We start from the raw sequence: 24,686 nt of genomic DNA on the forward strand, positions 1-24,686 counted from the left end.
GATGGGCGCGATGCGGGATCACTTCGACGTTGTTGTCATTGGCAGCGGCGCAGGTGGTGCACCTATCGCCTACGAGCTCGCCAGGGAAGCGAAATCGGTACTGGTGCTCGAAAAAGGCCCCCTCCTACGCACCCAGGAGGAGCGAGGCGCTGGGAGGCTCAGCGACTTCAAGCGGGACGAGATGTTTAACGCCGGCCCGGAGCGGATCATCACCACCCCTGGGATGGTGAATACAGGCGCCAGCTTTTTCACCAGCCATGTCGAACCGGACCTCAACGACGAGCCGCACGTCTTCACAAATGTGGATAGGCCACAGGACGGCTCCAAGATTACCATCGAGGGATATACGGCTCAGGTCGTGGGCGGCGGCACGCAGCTTTACGGCGCGGTTTCACTTCGCTTTGCCGAGCGGGACTTCAAGCTGAAGTCGGCCAATGAAGGGCGCAAGCTCAAGGGCGATCCGAACGGCGACGCACTCAGGCATGTGATAGACTGGCCATTCGATTACGACACCCTTGAGCCTTACTACGTCAAAGCCGAGCATCTGATCGGTCTGAACGGGACAGTAGCAGGCCAAGCTAAGAGGTTTTCGAAGAATAGCTATCAGAAGCCGCTGCCGCCGAACCCCATCAGCGAGTTTGCCCGTGTGGGCATGGAAAAGATCGGCCTTCAGACCTACCGCACTCCGCTCGCTGTGATCACAGAAGATCATCCCCCGAGCGGCCGCAGGGCGGGTGATCCAAAGGTCGGTTACGTAAACCGTTATGGCGATCCGCTCGGCTACAAGTCCAACACTTGGGTGTCTCTGCTGCGTCCGACCATCCGCGAGGGGCACGATCTCGAACTGCGGCCGAACTGCGTAGTCACTCATCTTGAGGCGAGCGGTCGCACCATCTCCAAGATTCACTATAGGGATGCGAGCGGTCGCCGATGCACGGTCAGCGGTAAGATAGTGGTGGTGGCCTGTTCGGCAATCGAATCGATACGGCTTCTCATGCTTTCCGCGGAGGAAGATCGGTCAACGTTCGGACCACTCGTGCGCTATCAGGAGGATGCCACTCTACTCGGGCGCTTCTTCCTGACCCATGCATTCGGTGGCGCCGAGGTGCAGATCAAGGGCCAGCGCTTCGACAAGTCGATTTCACTCGACAGCGACTATGCTACCGACTCCTGCGCATCTCAGGACTTCCTCGATGCTCACGGATTGTGGGCTGGCGGCGCCATTTACAATAACACGTCCGATCAGTGCCTGCCGATTACGATGGCCCGGACCGAAGGTGACACCGACCTCGATTTTTTCTGGGGCGGGTTCATGGGTGCCCAGGGCCACACTTCGGAGGCGGCGCTGCAATGGCTCAATTCCGCATTCGGCGCCCGCCTGTCCGCAGCCTTTATGGCGAACCAGATACCCCGTCTCGAAAATCGAATTGAGTTGCACGCGGATGTTCGGGACAAATGGAACCGCAAGTGCGGCCATATCATCAAGAACTTCCACCCACACGACGAACAGGTGATGGGCGCATTCGCTGAGGTGTGTCGTCAGATCATGGCCGCCGGTGTTCCGGAACGCACTGAGCTCGGCTGGGGTTCGGTTTACGGCAACGCGGTGCGCATCGCGAACCATATATTGGGCGGCGCTCGCTTCGCACAGACGCGCGAGCTAGGCGTTCTGAACACAAACTGCCGGATTTGGGACATTGATAATCTTTACGTCACGGACGGCTCGTTCATGCCGACTTCGGGCGGCGCGAATCCCACTCTCACGATCCAGGCGAACGCATTCCGCGTCGCCGATCATTTGAAGCAAGTTTGAGGTTCTGATGGACCCGAGGTTCAATGACATCGCGGCAGATCCCTGCAATTCGATCTTCCAGGTGATGTTTTTTCCTGACCGGGTTTATCACGCGCAATACCTCAATGCTACGCGCAGCAGCCGCTACCGCTATGTAGTGCAAGAGGTCCGAGGAAAGTCAGAGATCACCATTCTTAAGGGCTACGTATTCATCGACGGGCTCCAGATCTGTAACTTTCTTCGGATCGAAGCGCGCGGTGGCCGTTTGGCCGAAGTCGTCCGGCAGAGAGGCCGCTTGATGGGACCGGACATCATGGCTAACGTCGGCCTCACGCCGGTCGGCGGCCCAAAAGTGGACGCCCAGGTACGCATGCATTTCTGTCCTTGGATTCATGGCTACCAAGTCGAGTTATGGGAGACTTTGGATGCGCCAGCGGGCAAGCACCATGATTACCAGGTGCTAGATATGATGGGCTATCGCGGCTCTATCACCAAGATACCTGAGTTCGCGGGCGCGCTCGCCGATCTCCGCGCCCTAAAGCGGATCGACCTCGCCTTCCGCGAAAATGACGTATCCTACCCGTCGCGTACGATTGTGGAAGACAAGGATGCGGCTTGGGACAATTACTTCAATCGCAATATTCAAGTACCGAACACTCAAGAACCGAGCAGCAACGGCAACACGGTGCAGCAGAACGGCTACGGCGTGGACTTCGAACGCGGCTGGTTCATCAAGAAGGTCCGAGATATCCCACCTGTCCGTTATCGCAATGGCATGATGGAGCCTGGCAATCCGGATGCGAGGGATGACAATATCATTGAGATGCGATGGGTATTGCAGCAGGAATTTGGCGGCACGGTCGTGTTCTTCCATGAGGTGACGATCCCGCCGCACACCATCGAGGGCACCCACCAGCACATTGGCAGTGAAGAACTCTACTACGTCTTCGAGGGGCGCGGCATCGCGTACATGGGTGCCGAAGATGATCCCAGACTTGCCGAAGACAATACAATCCCAGTCGTAACGCGCCCGATCTACGGTCTCGATCCAAAGCCGTGTAAGAAGCTCGAAGTCGGCCCGGGCAGCGTGATCTACACAAAGAGCGGCGGCATTCACGGAATTGAGAATCCCTACGACGACCCGTTGCGATTTGCGGCGTTTCTCTACCACAGCACTTGATACGGACCGGGAGCGAGCTGGGCCATGTCCATCGTTGATGCGGAGATCACCAAAGTCAGGACGTTTCCGCCAGACGCGCGGCCTAACTACAATCAAAACAACCCGATCTGGAAGCTGGTGAAGGTGCTCGAAGAGACCAAGCTTCATGCCGATCGCGAGCACTACCTGCCGGAAACGTTTCAGCATCTGTTTGGGCTGCAGGAAGTGGCGCTGATTGGGCCCACAGGCAACGAATGGCAGAACAAAGATCCACGCCTTCAGGACATCAAGGAGGATTTCCAGAAGCAAAATCTCTATGATTTCATCCTGAACGGGACTGAGATCACCCGCGGCTACGCGCACGCCGGCGACTGGACCGGCAGCTTCCTGCGTATAGCCTACGTGCCGCGGCCGCCGCTCCTCGGTCCTGACGGCGTATTTCCGGGCGACTCCGTTCGGCTATACCTCAGGATCGGCCAGGATGAGACCGGCACAAACTACCTGACCGTCCCCTATAATGCGGAATCGGCTCGCTACGAGATCGAGCTTTGGGCCTACTCGGGCAACGAGCTAGCGGGCCGGCTAGGGCCTCGCGGCAAGGATGCCGTCGCCCGTGGCGCGCTGCTGGCACGACCTGATCTTGTTCACGGCCAGCTCAGCGACTTCGTCGGGATTCCGTTCGATGAGGCCCGGGCAACGGCCCGAAATGCGGGACGAGGCATCAACATGCTCGACCTGGCCCCCAATCACACTATGCATCCGGTGCGCCCGCTGCGGCTCGAACTTGCTTGGACGGATTCAACGGCAACGAGGTGGGACAACGCGCAGGGCAGCAACCACGTCTACGAATTCTCGATGTCGCTGCGCGGCTGGGGCAGCTACTTTGCGATCGGAGACAGCCAAAATCCTCACGGAGGCATCGGTGGCCTCGAATATCGTAACCTCTACTCGAATTATTTCGATCACGAGGCCCAACGACGTGGCGAGCTCGGACCTTCATGGACGCCCGAGCTAGGTCGGATCTTACGAGATTGGCAGTTTGATGCCGATCACAACCGGCCATCAGGAAAGAGGCGAGAGGATTTCTTCGCTGTCGACTACATGGACTTACATATTCTTAGGCCCGCGGCGGTCATCGGCATGCACCGGCATCGTGACAATCAAGAAGTGTTCCTGCTGATGGAGGGGCGCGGGCTCATGGTGATGGGCGACTGGGAAAAAGTGCCTTCACGAGAGCGTGCGATTGAACTGCGGATCATGAAGCCAGGCGACCTTTCGTTAGTGAAACCTGGGCAGTTTCACGCCCTTGTCAACATGCTCGATGAGAACCTGTTGCTCTTCATGTTTGGTGGCTACGATTGAAGTTTTCCAACGAACGCCATCTGCTCGAACTCCTACCATCGCGTTCCCCGGCGCTGGTGGTCGGCCTCAGCGCCTTTAGGGCCTCTTGGCATATGTTCCACAACCAATAGAATGACTTGCCGGTAAGCATAATATTTCTGGTAGCTAGTCCAACGGGTGACTCATGGGCCAAGCGACTGCCAGTATCGACCGTGCAACTGCCAGCATCATCGTCGCTATTATTGGTCCACGGCGACATCATGTCGCCTATGCGATTGCCAATCTGCGCCCTTGCATCGAGGTCCGGTATCCCAGGTTTCAAACTCACTCAAAACCATGAGCTTGAAACTCCTTGCGGAAATCCGCCGCTCGGTCGGGAGTGCTAAGGACGAGATCGGCAGGGTAGCTCCGAAGACCCAGCAGGTTTAGGAGATCTTCCCACTCATCCGGCGGATGTAAACCTAGAACGAACCCCGCAGCGGAGACAGTCGCAAACCATTCGACTCGACAAAGCTCCCACTGCCGGCAATCGAGCTGAGATTGTCGAACCTTCCAATTCTTCTCAAGCAGATCGAGACGGCAGCGGTAAGCGACGCCAATCTCGTTCATGTCGTGCAGCTTTTGCCCGATCTTGGGATCACATCCAGCGGGCTTCCCGGCGTCTGCGAAAACCGACGGAATCAACGCGCCGGGTGGCGATGACATGCATTTGACCTTCTCGGAATCGAAGCCCGGAATGGTCATGTGGCCTTCCTTCTCGCCACACAGCGCCCTGACAAGTCCCAAGGCAGGTTCGGAGACTACAGTGTTGCTACCGCGAACAAGACCGACCAAACCCGCTTTGGAAACCACCGGGCTTCCCGACATACTAGGCTCGTTCACCTCTCCTCCGACCGCCAACTCGAGCCTTTCCATGCGAACGCATCGGTCTTTTCTCAAGCAGTCATCTTCGAAGTAGAAGCGCACGAATTTGGTGGTCGGCGGATCGCCCGCGGGAACGATGGCGGAGAAACGGGATCCTGGCGATGGCGGTCCCCCGCCCCAGGCTGAAGGCACTTGGCGCACGTTGATTGCACAATTGAAGTCTGCGACGATGAGGGCAACGTCGGGAGCTGGGTCATCGTTCAGTCCAACGAGATGGTGAACTGACTTTGGGATCGGGCGTTCGCTACAACCGTCCGGATGCGAGGTCCACCGGACCTCGAAGACAGTCTCCGGCTTCTGATCTTTTACCTCCTCGACGACGTGATAGGCGGTTGCGATCAGAATCTGGCCGTTTGCCGCGCCAATAAGAAAGCCCGACCCAAGCTCCCCCCCTTTAATGGGCGCTATCTGAACAACGCGCGAAGCAACACTGTCCTGGATGTCGCTGAGCGACATGGCCAATGCCCCGGTAGACAGGGACGCAGAAATGGCGATTGCACAAATACCGTTGACCTTCATCCAATCCATCTCTTCAGCAACTGAGCGAAGCTCCATAGGTTCGACAAGATGAGCGTAGTAACAGCAATCATAAGGGTTAGCCCCGGATCCTCTTTCACGATTTCCAGATAACTCTTGCCTAGCCCGCGGCCGGGCCAGGCGCCGTCGACATACAGACTCCCCAGTCCGCCTGCGTCTCTCGCACTTTGGGTGACCTCGAAGAGCCCACCTTCCGACGGCCCAACTCTGACCTTCCAGATGACTTTATCGGGTGCTTTCAATTTTATGATCGGACACTGGCGGGTTCGTAGATCTGCGTGCCCGGCAGACTCAATTCCAAACGCTCGCTGCAGGAAATCTACGCTACCGCTTTGGATCGAGCACCTTGACGGAGCTGCGCCCCATTGCTGACTATCGAGCCCGACATCGCCGAACGTCACTTGAGGTGCATCCAGCCGGAGCGGCCGGAGAACGGCGGTCGCCGGCAAAGCATCCTTGTCCGCAGCGTTCACCCAAATATTGATGGACGCGTCCGAATCTCCTGCGGGTGGATCAAAAGTTACGCTGGCAGGACCGTACCAGATGTTGCTTTTGAACTGATCGCATTGATCAAACGGTTTTTCGGACGATGGCAAAGTCGCCTTAAGGGTAACGGTCCCGCGGGCGTCAATCAGGAGTTCGTCAATCCGGTTCACACCTATCTTCTTGTAGGTTGAGAAGGCGAGCAACGTACCCGGCGAATAGGTAAATCTTACCCCTTCGGGACGTTGCAGAGTAATGATACGTCCCTTGATATCAATCGCAGAGCAGGGTTTGCCGGGGGCGGCGCCGGCATTCAGGTCCACGCTGGCCGTCCCCATCCCTTTGTAGTCTAGTTTTTCAATGGGATTTGCTGACGAAAGCTCAAAGCCCGAGGTGTCCGTTGTCTTGGACAATTGAACCGCCACATGATCGGCCACCGCACGTAGTTCGATCTGAGTGATTGGAGCTTTACGTAATCCGACCAACAGTACAATGACTGTCACGAAAACGATGACAATGGCTGTGACAACGCGCCTCATACCAACCAGACCACTGCCGTCGCCGGCGATGGCTTGAAGCGCCAAAATATCCTGAGCGGTTGGGGCGGTATTGGAACGGCTTGCTAGGTCTTCAAGATAGAGCATCTTTGCCCGCGCAAGGGCCTCAGCTGCCACAGTGTCAGCCTCAAGGGCTTCCGCTGCGACCGGTTTAACTCCCTTGGACGGTTGCGCGGGCTGAGTCATATTGTTGCTTTCATGACTTCATCATCGTGACGTCACGATATCGAACGTTGCGGCGGTCGACTTCTCGAGGTTGCAATCGTCGTCCTTTCGAACGCAGGTTCTTACGAGCAAACGGAACGCCGATGGTGTTCCATCCGGGACGCGAATGACAAGTTGCCGGAGCGAGATAATCTCGGAAGCGAACTCCGCTTCCTGTTTGATGGGCTCCGGCTTCAAATCCGCTCCCAACGGCAAATAGGTGGCACGCGCACCTTCGAACGGTCGCGCGGCCAGAAGGCGTATCCGCAGACCCTTTCCCGGCGGATTAGATGGAAGCGTCAACCGAACGGGCACGTACACCACGTCAGTCCCCTTCTTTTGATCAGCAGGATGGAAGGCCACGAAATCGAAACTCAGGAGCGCCGCGTGATCGCGAAATTGCTTTACGTTCCATTTCCTTGGCTCGCCATCCGAGAGGTCCGCAGCCATAAAATATCGACCGCCGGATAAGGACGCTCCCCTCATCCGAAGTGGTTGCCTCACTGTAGGTGGTAGATCAGGGATGGAGATCGTCACCCGGTCGCCCCACCTCAAGGGCTTTAGGTCAGCGTCCGTGGGCACCGGCTCGTTCATCAAGCCGACCAAGCTCATGTCGGGCGCCCCGAAGGGCACGGAAATCAGCCCCTCGCACATCTTGCTGTCCGTATGCCATTGATAGTTGGCAGGGTCGTCCGTGAACGGAGGCTCCTGCTGTGCGCAACAATATGCCGACGGGCCGGTCTTCGGGCATATCGGTTCGGCTGCGATGGCCGCGGTCGAAACGACAACGGCGACCAAGGCTGCGTTGCCCAAGGCTGTTAGTCTTATCACCAGGCTGCTCCGTCGAAAAAATCTGCCGTCGCGCAATCAATTTAATCTGGTAAGGTGATGCCCTACTCCAGATGGAAAGTTTATGCGAACGCCACCGCCATATACAATGGTCATGTTGGCAGCCCTGCTCACCGGGACGGCGTCGCAAGCCATTGAACCTGATCTGGTCACAAGGGCCAAGTCCATTGCCAAGGACTACGAGACAGCGCTCAGCCGTCTCACCGGCGGACGGGACGCCGTGAAGGCCCTTTGGCGTCTGCAGGCGGCCGCAGCTACGCTGGTGGGCCTTGGAAACTCGAACCTGCAGAATAAGCTCCTGGACCGCTTCCATCCGGTCGACTCTAAGGGAGCAAGACTTACGGGGGACGCGGAGATGAGCGCATCCGAGCGCTTCCTTCAGCAATTATCGACCGTTCCGGCATCGGCCGATAGGCTGGATAAATGTGTCGCCGCAATCGTCGGCTCGGCGCCGGAGTTCGCATTCCTGCCCCTTGATCATGTGGTGCTCGCCAAACGGTTTTTGCCGGCGGCGGTGGTCGATGCCTTCCTGCACGCGGCCGACCTGGTCGGACGCGTGGACTCCCTCACTCCGACTGAGGCCGATGAGTTGTACTCGGCTTTGCATACAGCGATGCGCGCAGACGCAGAGAGACAGCTTTCGGGCTGCGTCCAGATCGTATCGAATTACCGAGAAATTCGGTTACGTGGCGACGCGGATTTAGATTTGCTCCAAAAACTTGATCCGAACGTCGCGCATAGTCCGATTAAAGATCTCAGGACGGTCGATTGACGCCGTCGAAAGGGTCACATGGCTCGCTTTGCGTTGAACATTCAGAACGTTAATTGTGCTCTCGCCGTCAGGATCGGCGGGAGGCTAGCGAACCTTATACTATCTGCTGCCTGCCTGATGAGCTTAGCGTCCCTGACATTCGCGGCAGGGATCAAACTCGACGTCGACGCATGTCCCACCCAACCGAAGGTGAGCGTTCCCGTTGGGGAATTGTTGGCGCAGGCAGAGGACCTCCGCGAGGCCGTAAATCGGCTCCGTCAGTATGACTACGACCGATGCTATCGGTTGGGACGCAGTTGCTTCAGCGAGGTCGATTCGAAGCAGATGACTGGAGTCGAAGATGCCTCATACAAGGCCTGCCGGCTCCTTGAGACAACAGATCGTACCGACCAGGCGATTTGGCTCGATAAGAAGAAAGCCTTCATCGGGTGTGTCATCGATGATCTGGAGAAACGAGCTGAAGCACTCGAGCGCGAAGCAAAGGGCAACGACGGAGCTGACGGCGTCACGGCATTGCTTGAACAAATGAAAAAGAGTCCCGGGAGCATCGACGCGGCGACTCTCAGAAAACTGGGCGGAGACGTGACGTGGTGCTCGACGCGAGATCCAGGCAGGATCCGCGTGCTTTGCAAGGACGGTACTGGCCTACTCGCAAACGCTAAGGGGCACCAGTTTATGCTTTGGCGAGTTGACCCGAGCGGCCGCCTTTGCTTCGTGGACTTCGACGGCGTGACGACCTGTCGGTCTGTCAGCATCCAGGACGGTCTGCTGACGCTGACGTCAGCCGATGGGCAAGTTGACGACGTCATCAAGATCGTACCACGCGTTGAAGAATCCTGGTCCGAAGGCTGCTCACAATAAAGTCCCGAGCAGCTGACGCGACCAACGTCATAGACATGTTCGTCGAATAGAGGCTTTGTATTTTAGTTTTTCTTTCTTCACTCTAATCCGCTAGTGAAAAAATTGGTCTCATTCCGATGATGTTTTCCCGATTGAACCACAGGCATGCGCTGTTGGGCGCGGTCATTTTAGCGATTGTTATCTCGGTCGCGGGTATGGCTGGCTTTCGGTACTATCAGGAGCGCCGCAATGACGCATTCGAAAGCACCTACCAGACGACGGTGCAAGCGAACGGTCGAGCATTTCTTGTCGCTCACGACAGTCTGGTGAACGACGTCCCCAAGAACATCTTGCAATCGAATGGGAAGGAGAGATGGAAGCTGCTGTCCGGCGTCTTCTATTCCAACGTGAGGGCCCTCGAGAGGTTCTATGCGCCGTTGGCGGAATGCCTGAGCAATCGACGCTGCTGGCCGCGAGATGAGGAAGGTCCGTTCTGCAACAGGGCAGCCCATGAGACCCTTGCATACCAAGAAGTGATGCGTCGTCTCGACTTGATCGAGGGGATCAGCATAAACAGGACCAGCGGCCGCGACGAACTAGGCGAGGCATTCGGTTCAAGTTTTCAGGTCGCCCCGATCAACAATCTGAAGACGATAATTGAACGTGCCTGCGCGAAGCAATTTGACAGCCTTGTTCAGTCGACGGCCGCGCAACGACCGGAGAGAATTGCTGCGGCAAAAGCAGCATGGACACAAATCAAGGCGAGAGAATCCATCCTTGAAATGAGAGACTTTGCAGTCTCCTTCGACGTAGCCTTTGGGGCCGTACCAAAGGCGGAATTCGAACAGGCCGTTCAGCAGGCGAGTGAAGCGGCAAAGAAGAAGATTCAGGCGCAGCTTTGCCAGCAGCATCAAGACATGGAAGGTCTTCCGAAAGACTTCGGAACTGAGGAGAAAAAACTATCAAAGTACTTCCTAAGCCCAATTTGCGGACTTGAGCGAGATGGGTCGCGAAAGTGCATTTGGCCGGACTTCTATGCCCGGACCAATAAATTAATCCTCGGACGAGAGGTCTCACCAACCGACGAAGCCCGCCAAACGACGTTCTTCGACGAGATGGTTAAAGGATGCGTCTCGTCGAGTTGCCAGTTCAAGAAGGAAACGCCGCGTTCCGGCAAAAACCTCTTGGGCTTCACATGTAGAGGACTGGATCGGGAGTACGAGTGCCAGAGTGATGCAAGGCCACTTGTCGTCTCTTTGATGACTTGCTTTGACGCAAGCTCCTTGGAGATCAACACTCCCCCACCCAAGGCCCCAATTCCTGAAGAGGAAAGAGTCGTGACCGCTGACATCAAAGATGTCGCCGACGGCTACCGTCAATGTCAGGGCAAGATCACACTGAGGGGCTGCTTGGTGCAGATCCGGGCTGCCCTTTGCAAGAACTCTCAAACCGACACGTCCGACCCCAGTTGCGGCTCTGACTTTCCCGCAAAGCTCACGTCGCTCTCTTCCCAGTGCCTTAAGAGCGCCTTTAACGACTTTCCAGGCAAATGGAGCACCGGGGACAGTTGGGGCATAGGACTGGGCGGGACGGGGGCAAGCATATCTTCCGTTCCCAAGCTGGAAAACTCACTCATGCTCGAGTTTGACGCGCCGGATGGAAGTGGCGTCAATTTCGGCCGCCTCCGGACGATCAGTACGAGTAGTCGAGGCTACGTTATCGTCGACGGAAAGCGTTTCGGCAATAGCATCGAGGCCCACGACCTGCTGAACGCGATGTTGGCCGGAAGCAATGTGCAGATACCGCATCTCGATTATGCCGATCGATACGAGACGGTAGCCCTTTCAACGTTTCGCGTCCTCTATGGGCAAGTGTCCGAGATATTCAAAAGTTGCGGCTTTTGGGAGGGAGCGAAGCAGTAGTTGTAGTCAACAGACCCGTACGCGCACCTGTCCGCGCCGATTCGAAATGCGTGTCCTCGCACCTACTTACTTTCAGAACAAGCGGCAGGCAGGCTTGCCGACGAGAGACTATCCGATCCGCAAAGTTTCGGCTGACACCTTGCCCGAACGCCCCGTCTGCAGCTCGTAGCTCACCCGCGCGCCCTCCGCGAGACCGGTATAGCCGGCCTTTTCTACCGCACTGATGTGCACGAAGACGTCCGCTCCCCCATCGTCAGGCTGGATGAAGCCGTATCCCTTGGTCGCGTTGAACCACTTCACAATACCCATTGCCATTGCATTATCTCCAAAAAGAACTCTAGCGATCTACCGAAAAGCGTCGCGATCATCAAGGATGTAAGTGGCAGGGCCGCTGTCACGCCGAGCGTCCTTTCCAATCCTCAATCGCTTACGACGGGCACGGTTGCGGCCCGCGATCGATCGCGACGGCGCAGAAGGCAATGAGGGGCGCTCACCGGCGGCTGGTTGCTCGGCCAGCGGCGGAAGTTTCTGCCCCGGCGCGACATCCCTATCCAACTGCTCGAGGGACTCGAGGACCCTCCTGCCCTCCTGTGTGATGGTCCAATAGCCCACCTCCCGTTCGATCAACTTTTGCCCGAAGATATTGAGGTCGGGCGCGCGACTCGCGATGCGCGTCATACGGGCAGGCCATTCTGGCCCGCTAGTGTAGTAGATGGCCAGGTGCTGCTTGACGATTTCAATACTTTGCCCGGCCGGCTGGCCGGCGAGTATCTTCAATATGGAAAATTGAAAGCTCACGCGCGCACGCAAACGACTCACTGAAAGGAATCATCATACCGGCACTTGCCAACGCGACGTAGCGACTGCCTTCGCTTTTCAAACGGAAACGTTGCCAGGTAAGCTTAACGATGCGACGACCGCCCCGTCAGTGCTGGGGACCATTTGCACAACTCTCCTGCCACTCGAGGTCGAGCCTTCCTACTCACACGTAGGAGGCCTTCCACCAGGTCTAAGCTTTAAGTGTCGCGGCCCAACGGAGTGCACCGCTGCCACGGACTCCTTCCTTTCGCCGCCCGATCGCCGGGCCATCCGTGGAAGCTTGTAAATTTCCGGGCTGACCGGCGGGCTGTTCACCCGCCCGAGTCTACGCGCCGCGGTTGCCGAGACGTTTGAGCTGCTATGTTGCCTTGCCTGGTCCGGCAAGGGACGCGAGTCCTTGCGTCATCGTCGGCCTGACCTCGCGTACCAGCGCCAACGCGCTGAAGCGAGATAAAATGGCATCCTTGATCTTGTCCGGCGCCGGTAGATCTTTCATCGCAGCCGGCCACGTGTCGAGGATGCGGGTGGTCGTTTGCCGCATCTCTCGCTCGAGGATTTTTGGATCGACCTTGAGAAGACCGCCAAGACGACGAAGCCTTGCAGTATCGATGATCTTCGGGTCCTTCGTACCGGAAAGCCTCAGCGCCATAGTATCTGGTCTGTAGGTGAGCGTTGACACGATGTCGTAGGCTGGCGAGAGCCGCACATGACGTCCATCAGGCAAAAGGAACGACCAGTTCTTCAGGTGCCCATCGCAATTGCCGATCATGATATCGACAATGAGACGGCGGAGCGCTTCGAGAAGATCGCCAATTGGATCCTCGGAGAACCGCTTTGAGGTATTCAGAATTGTATCCTGATTCCACCAAAAGTACTTTTGATCGGTAATGGTACCAGCAATCTGCGCGAAGTCGACGGTATGTATTCGAACGTCGCCTGGCGCCCGATCAAAACGACGTACTGATAGTGCGTGCTTCCCTATTCTAAATTCATCCGGAACGCCTTCGATGGTTTCGATGTCAACGAGGCGCGTCTCGGAAACGTTTGCGCCAGCAAACTTGGCAAGCTGCATGGACGAGAATTCGTTCTCGACCAGGTTAGGAAACTCCTCGCTCGGGAGCTTGAGAATGACATCGCCGCTCTCGTCTGCCCCTGGCGCCGTAAGACGACGCTTGTCTGCGTGCATAGAGAACTTCATTTGAACGCCGGCCAGCGAGAAGCTAATCGGCTTTGGAATGGTCAGCTGCTTTACGGCTTCGCCTGCGGGACGGCTGGGAGGCGGATCACCGGCTTCGCGCCGGACGACAACCGCGCCAGGGAGGTCACCACCTAGCCGCGCGAGTACATCGTAATTGTCAAAGGATCCTGTTCCGAACTCTCTCTCGACAAGCTCGAGAAGTGCACCTTCCGGCAACAGATTGTCGAAATACGGCGGCAAATACCGCCCGTGTGCAATCTTGTCTCTTCTGTCCCCAAGACGTCGGAGCGTTTCTTCCTCTGTAGCTCCCTGCCACGCCAGGCTGAGGATAGGGCGGGCCGAACCAAGCCTGAGATAACTTTCGTCGAGTTCGAACGTCACGGTACCGCTGGCATCACGCACAAGCGTCCCGACCCGGACCTCTCGATCCGGGGAGGGACGCAAGAACACGCCGAGGAGACCAGGACGGTTAAGTACGGCCATGTGGCCTCACGCCTCTTCGTCCTCCCCGGAAGGATCCGGGATGAACAGCTCTTCGTGAGCGCTCCGAACTGAATTCGGAAACGCAGTCTGAGCTGACGGCCGATCAAGCACCGCCATGACCTCCTCCAGCTTTTCGACGGGAACAAAGGTCAACGTCAGTCCGGCCGCCTCACCCGCTTGTGCCAAGGCATCGATGGTCGCGTTGAGCTTGCCGTGTTCGATACTACTTAGGCGGCTGGCTGCGTTCGCAGTCCGGTAGCCCAGGTCGTTCAGGGTCCAGCCTTTGCGCCGACGAGCGGCAGTCAGCTGAGAGCCCAGTCGCTGACGAGTTCCCTTCTGTTCCATGGCGATTTCACTTATAGAATAAGTTTCGACGAAAGTTTACTTAAGAGATAACGGGACCAATGTCAAGGTAATTTATCTTATAAAGTAAGCTCGAAGCCATTTTATCGTATAAGATAAAGCGCGATCGAGAGGCATCGAGTTCCAGGCCCGCGCAATCGAAAATAGGCACCAACTCACAATTGGAACCTGCGTTATTATAGGCTATATATCTAAATAATAGCAGAGACCGCATCCATTATGAGTTCCGGCAGCTACGAATACGATGAGCAGGGGCGGCACCTATTCAAGCCGAACGTACTTGCATTTCCACGTCTCGAGGACGTCTACAGCCTTTTGGATCCCGCTCTGACCTCTCTCAGGGAGTTCGATCGGCGCCTGACGGTTCTGGACAGAAGGGGGGCCGTCGGTCGTTTGTTCGCCCGCTTGGATGCCGTGCACTCATCCGGAGCGGAAGGCTCCACGACCACTTTCACCGATCTCATGGAATACGAAAGCGCCCTACGCGTCGCGCCGGATCGGGAAGACGCGGCGGTTGTTGCTGCCGCTGCTGCGGGTTTGAGCGAAAACCTCAAAGACGGCGATCTCAAAGGACTGGTCCTCAAGATCCACAAACGACTGTTCGAAGGCAACTCGAACAAAATGCTCGCCGCCGGCGCCGGGGCTTTTAAGGAATTGCCAAACTACGTTCGGGATCCGGACGCGCCCGCCGCGTTCTTCGGCTACACAAAGCCGTCTTCGGTTGTCGCCAGCCTTTCGGATTGGAGCGGTTTCACGCTGGCTTCGGACGACGGAACGAACGAATTGGTCCGTCAGATACTGTCCCATTGGATGTTCGAGCATATCCATCCGGTTTCGGATGGAAACGGGCGCATCGGCCGGCTTCTGGTGCCTATTGTTCTGAAAGCCAAGGGCGTCACCAACACTGCTTGCGCGTTTTTCGGAGAGGCCGTCCACGAGGATAAATCGCTCTACATCGACGCTCTGAAGGACGCCAGGATCTCGGGCAATACGACGAATTACGTGCGTCAGATGCTGAGCTTCCTGCGGAGAACGGCCGACGCGAACATCGTACGCCTGGATAGGTTGGAGGCGATCGAAGCGGATTGGAAAAGCCGCTTCGCGCAAACCAGAAGCGACAGTGTCGTCCACAGGCTTGTTTCGTATGCGATCTCGAAGCCGGTATTCACGGTCGGGGACGTCCAAAACGACTTGGGCGTCAGTTTCGCCGCAGCCAATACTGCCGTCCGAGCGCTGCAGGGCAAAGAGATCGTAAGCGTGCCCGAGGACGCCCGGCGCAATCGTCTCTTTCACGCCGACGAAGTGCTTGTGACTTTCGACCGCTTCAAGGCGCCGACGCGATCCTTCGCGATATGAGCCACCGGGCGCTTTCCACACAAAAAGCCTGATAAAGAGCCAGTAGCGCGCGGATCGAGTGTGAGGATGGCTTTCCTCCGGGTGGCGCGCTAAGCTCGCAGCGCGCAAGAGGAGCTGACTGTCGACCTTGGCATCGCTAATGGCCGTCTCTTAACTTGCGAAACACGCCGTCGGCCTGGGCGGAGGAAGCGCGGGCTTCCGTCTCCCTGAGAACCGCCCCATGTCGGTGGCTGCGCACGGAGCAACCCGGTGGAGGAACATTTGGCATACCTCCATGCCCGGATATATTTCGAGCGGCACTTCGCCGATGTTCGCTAGTTCGAGCGTGAGACAGCCAGAGAAGTACGGGTGAACGCCCGCAGCAGTTTCGATCACCAACCCATGATGTCGGCCAAGCGAGGACTTTCCGGTGACGTAACCCGATAGTCCGGCCGGAAGCCGCAGCCATTCGAGCGTAGTCCCCAACACAAATCGTCCAGGATGCAAGACGTAGTAGTCGCCGAACGGAACGAAATGCTGTCGAGTTCGCGACATCTCGGTCGGCAGAGTGTCACCACCGGAGTCACGCCCCACGAGAGAAACTGAATTGGTGCGCGTCTGCTTAAACGAGCGAAACCAACGACCGGGCCGAAGATCCACAGAGGCTCCGCCCCGCTGTTGGACTCGAACCAAATCAGGGACAGGAACGATCGTGAGCCGCTGCGTGCGCATTCCGACGAAGTCGGCCGTGGATTCCGAGCGAAGCCGGCCGCCTGTACCGATTGAAGCCGGCCAGGGATTCCGATGATCCCGGCCGCCTGCCGAGGCGGGCTCTCGCGACGACGTCGTCATCAGGTCCGTTGGCGGGCTCGTCGTCAAGCGTCTGACGCTTGGCGGCGGCTTTGCGTAGGCTCTCGCCCTTGAGGGTGAGCCTGTGGGCGTTGTGTACGAGGCGATCGAGGATAGCGTCGGCAATGGTTGGGTTGCCGATGAGCTCGCGCCAATGCTCGACCGGAGCTGGCTTGTCACCACGGTCGAGCCGCGGCCATGGCGATCCTCCATCATCTCCAATAGGTCGCGTTGCTGCTCGGCAGTCATCGGGGCAAGTCCCCAGTCGTCGAGAACCAGAAGCTCGACGCGCGCCAGGGTCCTGAGGAGGCGAGCATGGCGGCCGTTGCCCCGCGCGAGGGTGAGCGCCTCGAACAGCCGCGGCAACCGTTGATAGAGCACGGAACGGTTGTCCCGGCAGGCCTTGTGGCCCAAGGCGCAAGCAATCCAGCTCTTGCCGACGCCGGTCAGACCAACGGCATAATGCCCGGTGTCCAACGTTTGAAGTGCGGATAACTTATCCGTTCCACCCGCGCTGTGGCGAACTGGTGTCGGTTGTCGGACGCCAACGCCATGGAGGCGCTGATCATTTCGTCATTCGTCAGCCCGACACCACCCTAGCGCTTTTGCCTGCCTGGATGACGCAGGTGGATGCGGCGCGGTCGGCCTCGCTCATCGCGCATCCTCGCTTTGCACCTGGCGCGCTGATGGCGTTACGCGCACTTGTAGACTCGCTTCTAGGCTTCGCCGACGGGGATTCGCCCCGTCGCGAAGGAGCCGGGCATGGGAAGCGTTCCAAGCTGTCAACGAGATCTATTCGAACCGCCGTCGAAGGTCGAGCCCTTACCGACAGGTGTACAAACGAGACTGCGACCGCTGCTGCTCGCCCTTCTGACGGAAGTGGTGAGCATGGGTGCGACGATCGAGGTCGCGGACGAGGAGACCGGTGATGACCAAGATCACGCCTGATCATCTGGCGCGTGCCGCCATGGTCTATGTCCGCCAGTCGACGACGGATCAGATGGTCAACAACCACGAGAGCCGCCGGAGGCAATATGGACTTGCTGAACGGGCCAAGGCACTAGGTTGGGCAGCAGTCGAGGTCATTGACGATGATCTCGGCCGCTCGGGCTCTGGGATAGCGAGACCTGGCTTTGAGAAGCTGCTGGCGGCGATCTGCGAGGGGCGCGTGGGTGCCGTCGTCTCGATCGAGGCTTCGCGGCTCGCCCGTAATGGGCGAGACTGGCATACCCTTCTGGAGTTCTGCGGCCTCGTCGGAACCCTGATCATCGATGAGGACGGCGTCTACGAGCCGCGGGACCCCAACGACCGACTTCTGTTGGGCATGAAGGGTACGATGAGCGAAATGGAGCTGTCGCTGTTCCGGCAACGCTCGCTCGAAGCCCTCAAGCAGAAGGCGCGGCGCGGTGAACTCTTCCTGACTGTGGCCGTGGGCTTTCTCAAGGCGCGCCACGATCGGATAGATCGGATAGAGAAGGATCCAGATCGACGGATCCAAGAAGCGATTTCGCTGGTCTTCAGCAAGTTCGCAGAGTTGCAGACGGTGCGCCAAGTGCTGCTGTGGATGCGCCAGGAGCACCTGTCGCTGCCCGCGACGGGGTATGATGCCGACGGCCGGACGGTGACCTGGAAGCTGCCAGTTTACAACACGCTACATCATATCTTGACCAACCCGATCTATGCTGGGGCCTATGCCTTCGGGCGTACCGAGAGCCGTATTAGACTCGCCGACGGCCGCAAGAAGATCGTGCGGGGGTTCCGGAAGGAGCGCGCCGCATGGGATACATTGATCCTGGACCATCACGCAGGGTACATTGGCTGGGCGGAGTTCGAGAGGAATCAGCGCCTGATCAGCGACAACGCCAATGGCAAGGGCTTCATGAGCCGCGGCGCTGTGCGGCGGGGGGAGGCGTTGCTTGCGGGTCTGTTCCGGTGTGGCCATTGCGGCCGTAAGCTGCATGTCGCCTATAGCGGCGAGAGCGGCAGTTCGGGGCGCTATCACTGCCGTGGCGCCCAGTTCAACCATGGCGGCGCTTCCTGCATCTCGTTTGGGGGCATGCGCGTGGATCGCGCTGTTGGCGATGAAGTCATCGAGCGTCTTCAGCCGCTTGGCGTTGAAGCCGCTCTCGCCGCGTTGGAGATGCGGCGCAATGAGGCGGCCGAGAAGCGACGGCAGCTCGACCTCGCCTTGGAACAAGCCCGCTACGAAGTCGCCCGCGCTCGGCGTCAATATGACGCCGTCGACCCCGACAACCGGCTCGTCGCGGCCGAACTTGAGCAGCGTTGGAACGAGCGACTTCGCGCCGTTCAGGCCCTGGAGCAAGAGCGAGGCGCAACGGCGGCGGATCCCCGGCTCCCCTTCACCCCGCCGGAACGGCAGGCCCTGCTGGATCTTGGGGCTGATCTCAAGCGCGCCTGGCACAGCCCCAGCGCCACGCCCCAGACACGCAAGCGTATCCTCCGAACCGTGATCGATGAGATCGTTGTGTCCGTCGAAGCCGATGCGCTCAGTCTGGTAATACGTTGGCAAGGCGGCGATCACACGTCGTTACGCGTACGCAAGAATCGGGCGGGACAACATCGATGGAGTACAACCGAGGATATGGTGGAGCTGATCACCGCCCTTGCGCGACAGATGCCGGACCGCGCGATTGCTTCACTCCTCAACCGTGCGGGCAAGAAGACCAGCAGAGGCCTCAATTGGAATCGGTCACACGTCTGCGTCTGGCGCAATCACCGGCGTATCGAGCCCTACCGAGAGGGCGAACGAAGCGAGCGCGGCGAGGCGACGCTCGACGAAGCGGCCTCGGCATTGAACATCAGCGAGGCGACGGTTCGTCGTCTGATCGCCGACAAGACGTTGCCGGCTCAACAGGTGTGCAAAGGTGCGCCTTGGATCATTCTCGTCAGTGATCTTCAACGTGAAGCAGTACGGCACGCTGCCGACGCACGGCGTCTACGCAGGCCGCCGTCTGATGATCCTCAACAAAATGTCCTGCTTTTTTAATGTGATAGCGAGGTGGGCATTATGACGCGAACTCGCTGAGGTGCGAGCGAAGGATGATGAGCAGGTTCTGACGCCGGTCGATCCAGTCGCCGGCGACGAGCTTTTGGAACAGCGGCTTGTCGAGCCCGCGGGGCGCCTTGATGTCTATCCTCGACGACGGCGTTCTGCCGTAGGCTGGCGAACCGCAACCGAGCGACCAGCCGCTTGTTCTCGCGCTCGGTCGCCTCACGGTCGACCAGCAGTGCGAGGCGCTCCTCGAAGGCCCGTGCGGCGATGTCGGGCTGTCGCTGCTGTTCGTCGAGGGCCTTCGCCATGCCGTTAAGCCCGAGTGCGACGAGGCGGTCGTGGGTAGGATGCGTCAACATCGTCTCTCCTTTCGTCAGTGGTAGTAATCGGTGCCGCGGATGTTGCCGTGCCGGATCGGTGGGCCGTCCGGTGGTCTCTCGTTGGCGTAGGCGCGATCGAGACCGTGCTGCAGGATCGACTTGATCGAGCCGTAGGTGGTCGCGCCAATGTCGTTGCCGCGCTGGCAGGCGGCCTCGATGCGGGCCGAGCCGTAGCTGCGCGCGAGCCGCAGAATGCCGAGACAAGCCCGGAAGCCCTGCTCGGGGTGAGGCTTGGCCTTCATGATCGCCTCGACAAGAGCGATCGTGGCGGGACCGATCTTGGCGGCTTCTCGTTTGATCCGCGCCGGCGTCCATTCGGCATAGCGCCGGTGCGCGTTCGGCATGTGCTCCGGGATCGTGGTGTGACGACGGGGTACGGAAGAGCGGGCGTCTTGCATCGGTCCAGAACGTCGGCAGCTTCACGGTTCGCTCGGACGGTGCCGGTGGCACGCTGATTGTCGACCCGCCGGTTCAAGACGGCGATGACGCCCCCACTACATCGTCTATTGGCAATCCGCTGGAAACGCTAGCTGGACTGGGCCATGACGATGCGTTTCACTTCAACTTTGCGGCGCTCCGTGAGGCGGCAAGCGATCTTTTGAGCCGAGTAGCTTCCAAGGTCGGGATCACCGAAAGCGGCCAATTCGACTTCAGCACTCTTCCCGAAGGCGCTTTCCACCATGACGCAGCCAGCGTGAATGAATCCCAGCCAGCGTCACACATCGTCCAAGCGGTCCTTCCGCCGGTTGACCCGACAGCCCACGATGGAGTTTTCGGTGAAGATTTGTTTGCTCCTCATCGGCCCGGTGAACCGCCGCATCTGCCGGCCGTCCCGAATGCTCACTACGATTTGGCCTGACCGGCGGCAAGCCTGTGGAGGAGCCGCTATTCCGTGACTTGTCCCTTCTCCAGCGATGGCAATGCATATCGATAGTGCGACCGGAAGTGCCGAATAAGGTCGTTTGCGACCGCGACGCTCCAGCGCGCGAACGATGGGGTTAGAAGCCTCATTGGCCAACTAGTGGGGATGTCTCGGATAACAATCTCCGGCGGAAGATTCCGGAGGTGCTCTGGTGGATGTTTCTCTGCCGGGGCAACGCGCACAAAACCTTCGGCCTTATAGTGCACAAGCTCATTTCGAAGATGTACGAGCCGCACGAAGTTGCTCCAAATCTGCGCGGGTGGCGGCCATGTCGTACACAGCGCCTGACCAAGAGCATCCCATTTCTGAGTCAGCTCCGTATGTCTCTGATAGGCAAACGCGTCAGTCAAAAGTTCAGGTGGCAAAGTGATAGAGCGGCTCTTGGCTGCTTCACTCGCAAAGTACACGGTGCTGTTGATGAATGCTTCTAGTGCACTAACGGACAGCATGGCGCACGCAATAGGCTCATCAATAGCGTCTCCATGTTCGTCTGCCTGCTTTGCCAGAGCTTCGGCCGCGTTCAAATGAATGTTGGCCATATCTGGAAGCTCGAAGATTTCAAACCACCCTTGGTGTCCTCGCATTTCAGCCCATGAGACCCGCCGACGTGACTCCTCCGTTTGCCTCATGGCGTAGTCGAGCCCAAGTGGGGAGAGCCCGGTGCCCTTCAAAGCCTCATTGATCTCGCCGACATCTTCTGAAAGGCCTCCGATCGGCATCCGCAAGGCCACCGGCTCGTGATCGGCGCGCCCACAGCAGTCCACATATTTTTCCCCCGAGCCGCAAGCGCACGACGCTGACTTTCCGATGGCAATCCCGCGCTGGCCTGCATCGCGGCCTGCCTCCTCGATCATCTTCAAGAGCCCCGCCATTTTCGTCGTGACGTCGGGATTGTTTAGGCGCTCTCCGATTTCCGCTGCTTCACGGGCGGAAGCTCGCGCTTCAGACAGTTGCCCGGCGCGGAGATAAATCATCGCCATATTGCCGAGGGTTGCCGCGGTTGCCCGGTCGTTACCAACCAGACGGGATAAATACAAATCCTTTCGGCCGTACGCGATCGCCTTCTCAAATCGGTTTTGATAGAAATAGTGCAGGCTGAGCTGTGAGAAATTTGTGGAGGCGCCTTCCGCGTCGCCAATTGAAATCTTCACGTCACTTGCGGCTTCTATGCGCCTCTCACCTTCAGCCACCTCCTCGGGATTGCTCGATTTAAGCATCATGATGGCAAGGTTCGACTGAGCACGCGTTAGATGCTCAATGTTCTCGTTCGCCTCGAAGAATCTAACCGCCAGCTTCGTGACGCGGATCGCGTCGTCGATGCGATCAACGAAATGATAGGTTTTTCCAGCCTCAAGCTGCCACCAGCCGGAAGCTTTACTTTTCAAGACGTGCGGCTCAGACATGAGCTGGTCGAACAATGCAGCCGCTTCGTCGTAGTAACCTAATTCCCTTAAGGAGACGGCTCGCAGCTCCATCACGTGCCACGCCGGCATAGACCCCTTTTTGACAGAGATCGCATCCAATTGGCTGAGCGCTGACCGATGATCACCTCGACGCTGAGCAATTCCCACCAAAGTAAAGGCGGCGTTCAGCTTGTCGTCCTCGCCTGCGCGAGGATCAGCGGCAAGTTTCTGCAGCGTCCGTTCAGCTTCATCACGATCACTACGCGCAGACTCCAGACTGAGTAATCCGGCTTCTAAGATGAGCGGGCCGAGGTCAGCTTCTTTCTTTTGCATGCAGCAGTGCTTGAACTTTTTGCCGCTGCCGCAAGCGCATTTCTCGTTTCTACCCTGTTTAGTCATGCTCACATAAAGGCTTGATGCAAATAAACGCTACCATAGCACGCAGACTTTCCTCATCTCAATCGCAGGGCAGAAAACTTTTCCAAACAAACCGCGCTGTCCAATCATCGCATCATCACTGATAAGTTTGGTCAGGAACAACAGGCAAGCCATGCGCTGTCTGACATTCGAGGGGAATGTCGAAGCGCGCTTGGCAAGGGGTCTGGCCCCGTTGCATCCCCGGTTTGAGGCCGGGGTATTGATCTGACAAGGACCACATGAGCCCGAGCGACGGGCGGCAGCGCCGCTTCCGTGTTACCATCCGCGTCTCATTATCCGAGCGTCAAGCCGTCGATGCTGCGGCCTCCCGCAGCGGAATTACGCTTTCTGCCTATGCCCAGCATGCCCTGGTTAACGCCAAACCGCTACGTGCAGCGCGCAGACCATCAGTCGATATGTCGCTACTGGTATCTGTTCTCGACCGGCTAGGCGGGATTGCTTCAACGATGCGCGCGATATCCCGTCTGCTCAGCGCTCGGGCCGAACTTGCGTTGCCGTCATCCATGGAACGAGATCTGGCTCGCAGCTTATCCGACTTACGCGCGCTCCGCCCGCAGCTTATTCGAGCGCTGCGAAAGCGTCCTGAAGCCCCATGATCATCAAGGGCCAGGCACGGCGCCGCGCCAAGCAGCTCGCCTATCGGCCGGCCCTGTCCATGCTCGGCACCGCCGAGTCGGTACAGCCCGTGCACTTGGTGGGACAGAGCAACTCCGGCTTTACAGACCCAATCCACATGGCAGCAATTTCGCTGAACAACGCGACCAGTTCACTGCTTACCATTCGCCCGACCCTCGACAATAGTATCTTTTTGCGGATTATCAGTGACCTATCGAACGATATCGGGAACGTCGCCCTGATCGTTGAAAAAGAGAGCTTTGCCAAGGCGCAGGCAAAACTGAAACCAAAGAAGCGCGCGAGAACCGCGGTAGGAAAGAAGAAGAGCAAATAGCCCCTGCTATCCGCGCGCGCCACCCTGAAGTTCGGTCTCGATCTGCTCTAGAATCTCGATAGCATCGGCAATCCCAGAGGCTACCCGGCACTGAAACAGTTGATCAAGAGCAACGTGACGTGCGGCGAGAGTGGAATGCAGTCCATCTTCAGTGAAGAAGGCTTGGCAATAGGCCAGCGCTGCCGATGCGTGCTCAAAATCATACAAGTCATTGCTCGTAAATCGCCGCGCCTTGTCCCAACGGAACGCCGCATGCAGCGCTGCATGAATGTGCAGCGTGCGAAGCTGTTGCCGGACTTGTGGACGCTTCTTAAGCGCAATGAAGAGCAGATTTGCCCACTGGTTCCAGAATGTTTGCCATTGCGAAGACTTGGCTTCGGGGGGCTCTCCGCCCGTCCTCTTCCGGAACATATCGCCCATCACATCCATGGCGATATCCGCGCCAAGCTCAACCGCGCCCTTAAGCTCGGCTTCCAAGGCTTGGGCGAAGCTCTTAAGTTGATCCGCGTTCTGCTTCACGCCCTCGTTCAATCCAGAAACGGTGAAATCAAGGCCATCAGGCGGTGAATTAGCTCCAAGCGTACGCATCACCTCTTCAAGCGGCATATCCCACATCCGGTCGAAGAACGCCTTCTGCATCGCAAGCTCGGTTGCAGCATCGGCGCCCGTGTTAGTCGGATGAACAAACCCGACAGCGAACGCAACCCGCGACCAGACCAGATGATGCAACGGATGCAAATCGTCGCTGCCCTCTGCGCCGTGCACAAAGTAAGAGACCTCAGTCCCGAGCCGCATGCGGTGATCAAGAAGCGAAACACCGCGGCTTAGCTCGTCGACAACGCGTGCAATTTCGAGACGAGCAGTCGGATCACCATTTTTCAGGAACTCGAAGAAGGTACTGTCGCTGATTGGGCAGAAAACTCTGCCATCCTGCACCAGCTTGCGAAGCCGTTGCAGCAGCTCTTGTGCTGCCGGATCGCGGTTACGGTCGGCGACGCAGTCGCGTAATACGATCCAGAACTTGGTGTCGAGGTAGATAGCGGTGCGACGCTCAAGCGATTGGCCCAATTCCACCACGCGGCTCTTGACGTGCCTTTCGAGCGAGATCTCAGGGTGTGCACGGTGCGCAGCGATATCCATGGTCCTAGGCGTCT

24 protein-coding genes and 1 pseudogene are annotated in these 24,686 nt (G+C 58.1%); 11 read left to right on the plus strand and 14 right to left on the minus strand.

Annotation, left to right across the window (positions count from 1 at the left end; translation table 11 throughout):
- The first annotated feature begins 1 nt into the window (after window position 1).
- From ACVIYL_RS00260 to ACVIYL_RS00270, 3 genes are read left to right on the plus strand one after another with little or no spacing between them, the layout of a single operon-like run.
- Window positions 2-1,813: a GMC oxidoreductase gene (locus tag ACVIYL_RS00260; RefSeq protein ID WP_456777364.1), complete on the plus strand. Its 1,812-nt coding sequence runs from the start codon at window positions 2-4 to the stop codon at window positions 1,811-1,813.
- 7 nt (window positions 1,814-1,820) lie between these two features.
- On the plus strand, window positions 1,821-2,972 hold the full coding sequence (locus ACVIYL_RS00265; protein WP_456777365.1) for a cupin domain-containing protein: 1,152 nt from the start codon (window positions 1,821-1,823) through the stop codon (window positions 2,970-2,972).
- 24 nt (window positions 2,973-2,996) lie between these two features.
- A complete protein-coding gene (locus ACVIYL_RS00270) occupies window positions 2,997-4,313 on the plus strand; it encodes a cupin domain-containing protein (protein WP_456777366.1) in 1,317 nt (438 codons plus the stop codon).
- Between the two features lie 303 nt (window positions 4,314-4,616).
- Here ACVIYL_RS00270 and ACVIYL_RS00275 read toward each other — a convergent pair whose 3' ends face one another.
- Genes ACVIYL_RS00275 through ACVIYL_RS00285 form a run of 3 tightly spaced genes read right to left on the minus strand, consistent with a single transcriptional unit; the run spans window position 4,617 to window position 7,447 of the window.
- Complete coding sequence (locus ACVIYL_RS00275) at window positions 4,617-5,735, minus strand: hypothetical protein (RefSeq protein ID WP_456777367.1); 1,119 nt, start codon at window positions 5,733-5,735, stop codon at window positions 4,617-4,619.
- Entirely contained in the window at window positions 5,732-6,979 is a 1,248-nt protein-coding gene (locus ACVIYL_RS00280; RefSeq protein ID WP_456777368.1) for a hypothetical protein, read from the minus strand. Before ACVIYL_RS00280 ends, ACVIYL_RS00275 begins: the two co-directional genes overlap by 4 nt.
- A gap of 21 nt (window positions 6,980-7,000) precedes the next feature.
- A complete protein-coding gene (locus ACVIYL_RS00285) occupies window positions 7,001-7,447 on the minus strand; it encodes a hypothetical protein (protein WP_456777369.1) in 447 nt (148 codons plus the stop codon).
- Window positions 7,448-7,910: 463 nt separating this feature from the next.
- Here ACVIYL_RS00285 and ACVIYL_RS00290 point away from each other — a divergent pair, with 463 nt between their 5' ends.
- The 3 genes from ACVIYL_RS00290 to ACVIYL_RS00300 all read left to right on the plus strand — a co-directional run bounded on the left by ACVIYL_RS00290 (window position 7,911) and on the right by ACVIYL_RS00300 (window position 11,380).
- Window positions 7,911-8,618, plus strand: a complete 708-nt coding sequence (locus ACVIYL_RS00290) for a hypothetical protein (RefSeq protein WP_456777370.1) — start codon at window positions 7,911-7,913, stop codon at window positions 8,616-8,618.
- A gap of 18 nt (window positions 8,619-8,636) precedes the next feature.
- Window positions 8,637-9,479, plus strand: a complete 843-nt coding sequence (locus tag ACVIYL_RS00295; RefSeq protein ID WP_456777371.1) for a hypothetical protein — start codon at window positions 8,637-8,639, stop codon at window positions 9,477-9,479.
- Between the two features lie 152 nt (window positions 9,480-9,631).
- Window positions 9,632-11,380 (plus strand): hypothetical protein, encoded by a 1,749-nt coding sequence (locus ACVIYL_RS00300; protein ID WP_456777372.1) that lies wholly within the window; start codon window positions 9,632-9,634, stop codon window positions 11,378-11,380.
- 108 nt (window positions 11,381-11,488) lie between these two features.
- Here the strand turns inward: ACVIYL_RS00300 and ACVIYL_RS00305 are convergent, their stop codons facing one another.
- From ACVIYL_RS00305 to ACVIYL_RS00320, 4 genes are all read right to left on the minus strand, one after another.
- Window positions 11,489-11,695: a cold-shock protein gene (locus ACVIYL_RS00305; protein ID WP_456777373.1), complete on the minus strand. Its 207-nt coding sequence runs from the start codon at window positions 11,693-11,695 to the stop codon at window positions 11,489-11,491.
- Window positions 11,696-11,725: 30 nt separating this feature from the next.
- The gene (locus ACVIYL_RS00310) at window positions 11,726-12,199 is read right to left on the minus strand and encodes a hypothetical protein (protein WP_456777374.1); all 474 of its coding nucleotides are present in this window, start codon (window positions 12,197-12,199) and stop codon (window positions 11,726-11,728) included.
- Window positions 12,200-12,557: 358 nt separating this feature from the next.
- Window positions 12,558-13,880, minus strand: coding sequence for a type II toxin-antitoxin system HipA family toxin (locus ACVIYL_RS00315; RefSeq protein ID WP_456777375.1), 1,323 nt, complete (start codon window positions 13,878-13,880; stop codon window positions 12,558-12,560).
- A gap of 6 nt (window positions 13,881-13,886) precedes the next feature.
- On the minus strand, window positions 13,887-14,225 hold the full coding sequence (locus ACVIYL_RS00320; RefSeq protein ID WP_456777376.1) for a helix-turn-helix domain-containing protein: 339 nt from the start codon (window positions 14,223-14,225) through the stop codon (window positions 13,887-13,889).
- A gap of 237 nt (window positions 14,226-14,462) precedes the next feature.
- Between ACVIYL_RS00320 and ACVIYL_RS00325 the strand changes: the two genes are divergently transcribed.
- A complete protein-coding gene (locus ACVIYL_RS00325; RefSeq protein WP_456777377.1) occupies window positions 14,463-15,599 on the plus strand; it encodes a Fic family protein in 1,137 nt (378 codons plus the stop codon).
- Window positions 15,600-15,749: 150 nt separating this feature from the next.
- Here ACVIYL_RS00325 and dcd read toward each other — a convergent pair whose 3' ends face one another.
- Together dcd and ACVIYL_RS00335 are read right to left on the minus strand one after the other, a co-directional pair.
- The gene (gene dcd, locus ACVIYL_RS00330; RefSeq protein ID WP_456777378.1) at window positions 15,750-16,430 is read right to left on the minus strand and encodes a dCTP deaminase; all 681 of its coding nucleotides are present in this window, start codon (window positions 16,428-16,430) and stop codon (window positions 15,750-15,752) included.
- Between the two features lie 28 nt (window positions 16,431-16,458).
- Window positions 16,459-16,880 (minus strand): annotated as a pseudogene (locus ACVIYL_RS00335) (ATP-binding protein); the annotation flags it as partial.
- Window positions 16,881-16,954: 74 nt separating this feature from the next.
- On the opposite strand from ACVIYL_RS00335, the gene ACVIYL_RS00340 reads away from it, so the two are divergent.
- Both ACVIYL_RS00340 and ACVIYL_RS00345 read left to right on the plus strand, forming a co-directional pair.
- Complete coding sequence (locus ACVIYL_RS00340; protein WP_456777379.1) at window positions 16,955-17,356, plus strand: hypothetical protein; 402 nt, start codon at window positions 16,955-16,957, stop codon at window positions 17,354-17,356.
- Window positions 17,356-19,434, plus strand: a complete 2,079-nt coding sequence (locus ACVIYL_RS00345; RefSeq protein ID WP_456777380.1) for a recombinase family protein — start codon at window positions 17,356-17,358, stop codon at window positions 19,432-19,434. Before ACVIYL_RS00340 ends, ACVIYL_RS00345 begins: the two co-directional genes overlap by 1 nt.
- On the opposite strand, the gene ACVIYL_RS00350 is transcribed toward ACVIYL_RS00345, so the two are convergent.
- The 4 genes from ACVIYL_RS00350 to ACVIYL_RS00365 all read right to left on the minus strand — a co-directional run bounded on the left by ACVIYL_RS00350 (window position 19,431) and on the right by ACVIYL_RS00365 (window position 22,544).
- A complete protein-coding gene (locus ACVIYL_RS00350; protein ID WP_456777381.1) occupies window positions 19,431-19,799 on the minus strand; it encodes an ATP-binding protein in 369 nt (122 codons plus the stop codon). The genes ACVIYL_RS00345 and ACVIYL_RS00350 overlap by 4 nt on opposite strands.
- 14 nt (window positions 19,800-19,813) lie before the next feature.
- Entirely contained in the window at window positions 19,814-20,164 is a 351-nt protein-coding gene (locus tag ACVIYL_RS00355) for a hypothetical protein (RefSeq protein ID WP_456777382.1), read from the minus strand.
- A gap of 182 nt (window positions 20,165-20,346) precedes the next feature.
- Window positions 20,347-20,502, minus strand: a complete 156-nt coding sequence (locus ACVIYL_RS00360) for a hypothetical protein (protein WP_456777383.1) — start codon at window positions 20,500-20,502, stop codon at window positions 20,347-20,349.
- Window positions 20,503-20,705: 203 nt separating this feature from the next.
- Window positions 20,706-22,544, minus strand: a complete 1,839-nt coding sequence (locus ACVIYL_RS00365) for an SEC-C metal-binding domain-containing protein (RefSeq protein WP_456777384.1) — start codon at window positions 22,542-22,544, stop codon at window positions 20,706-20,708.
- Between the two features lie 257 nt (window positions 22,545-22,801).
- On the opposite strand from ACVIYL_RS00365, the gene ACVIYL_RS00370 reads away from it, so the two are divergent.
- Entirely contained in the window at window positions 22,802-23,179 is a 378-nt protein-coding gene (locus tag ACVIYL_RS00370) for a plasmid mobilization protein (protein WP_456777385.1), read from the plus strand.
- Window positions 23,176-23,532, plus strand: a complete 357-nt coding sequence (locus ACVIYL_RS00375; protein WP_456777386.1) for a hypothetical protein — start codon at window positions 23,176-23,178, stop codon at window positions 23,530-23,532. Before ACVIYL_RS00370 ends, ACVIYL_RS00375 begins: the two co-directional genes overlap by 4 nt.
- A 6-nt stretch (window positions 23,533-23,538) precedes the next feature.
- On the opposite strand, the gene ACVIYL_RS00380 is transcribed toward ACVIYL_RS00375, so the two are convergent.
- Window positions 23,539-24,672, minus strand: a complete 1,134-nt coding sequence (locus ACVIYL_RS00380; protein WP_456777387.1) for a hypothetical protein — start codon at window positions 24,670-24,672, stop codon at window positions 23,539-23,541.
- Window positions 24,673-24,686 lie beyond the last annotated feature (14 nt).

The organism is Bradyrhizobium sp. USDA 3315 (assembly GCF_054056795.1).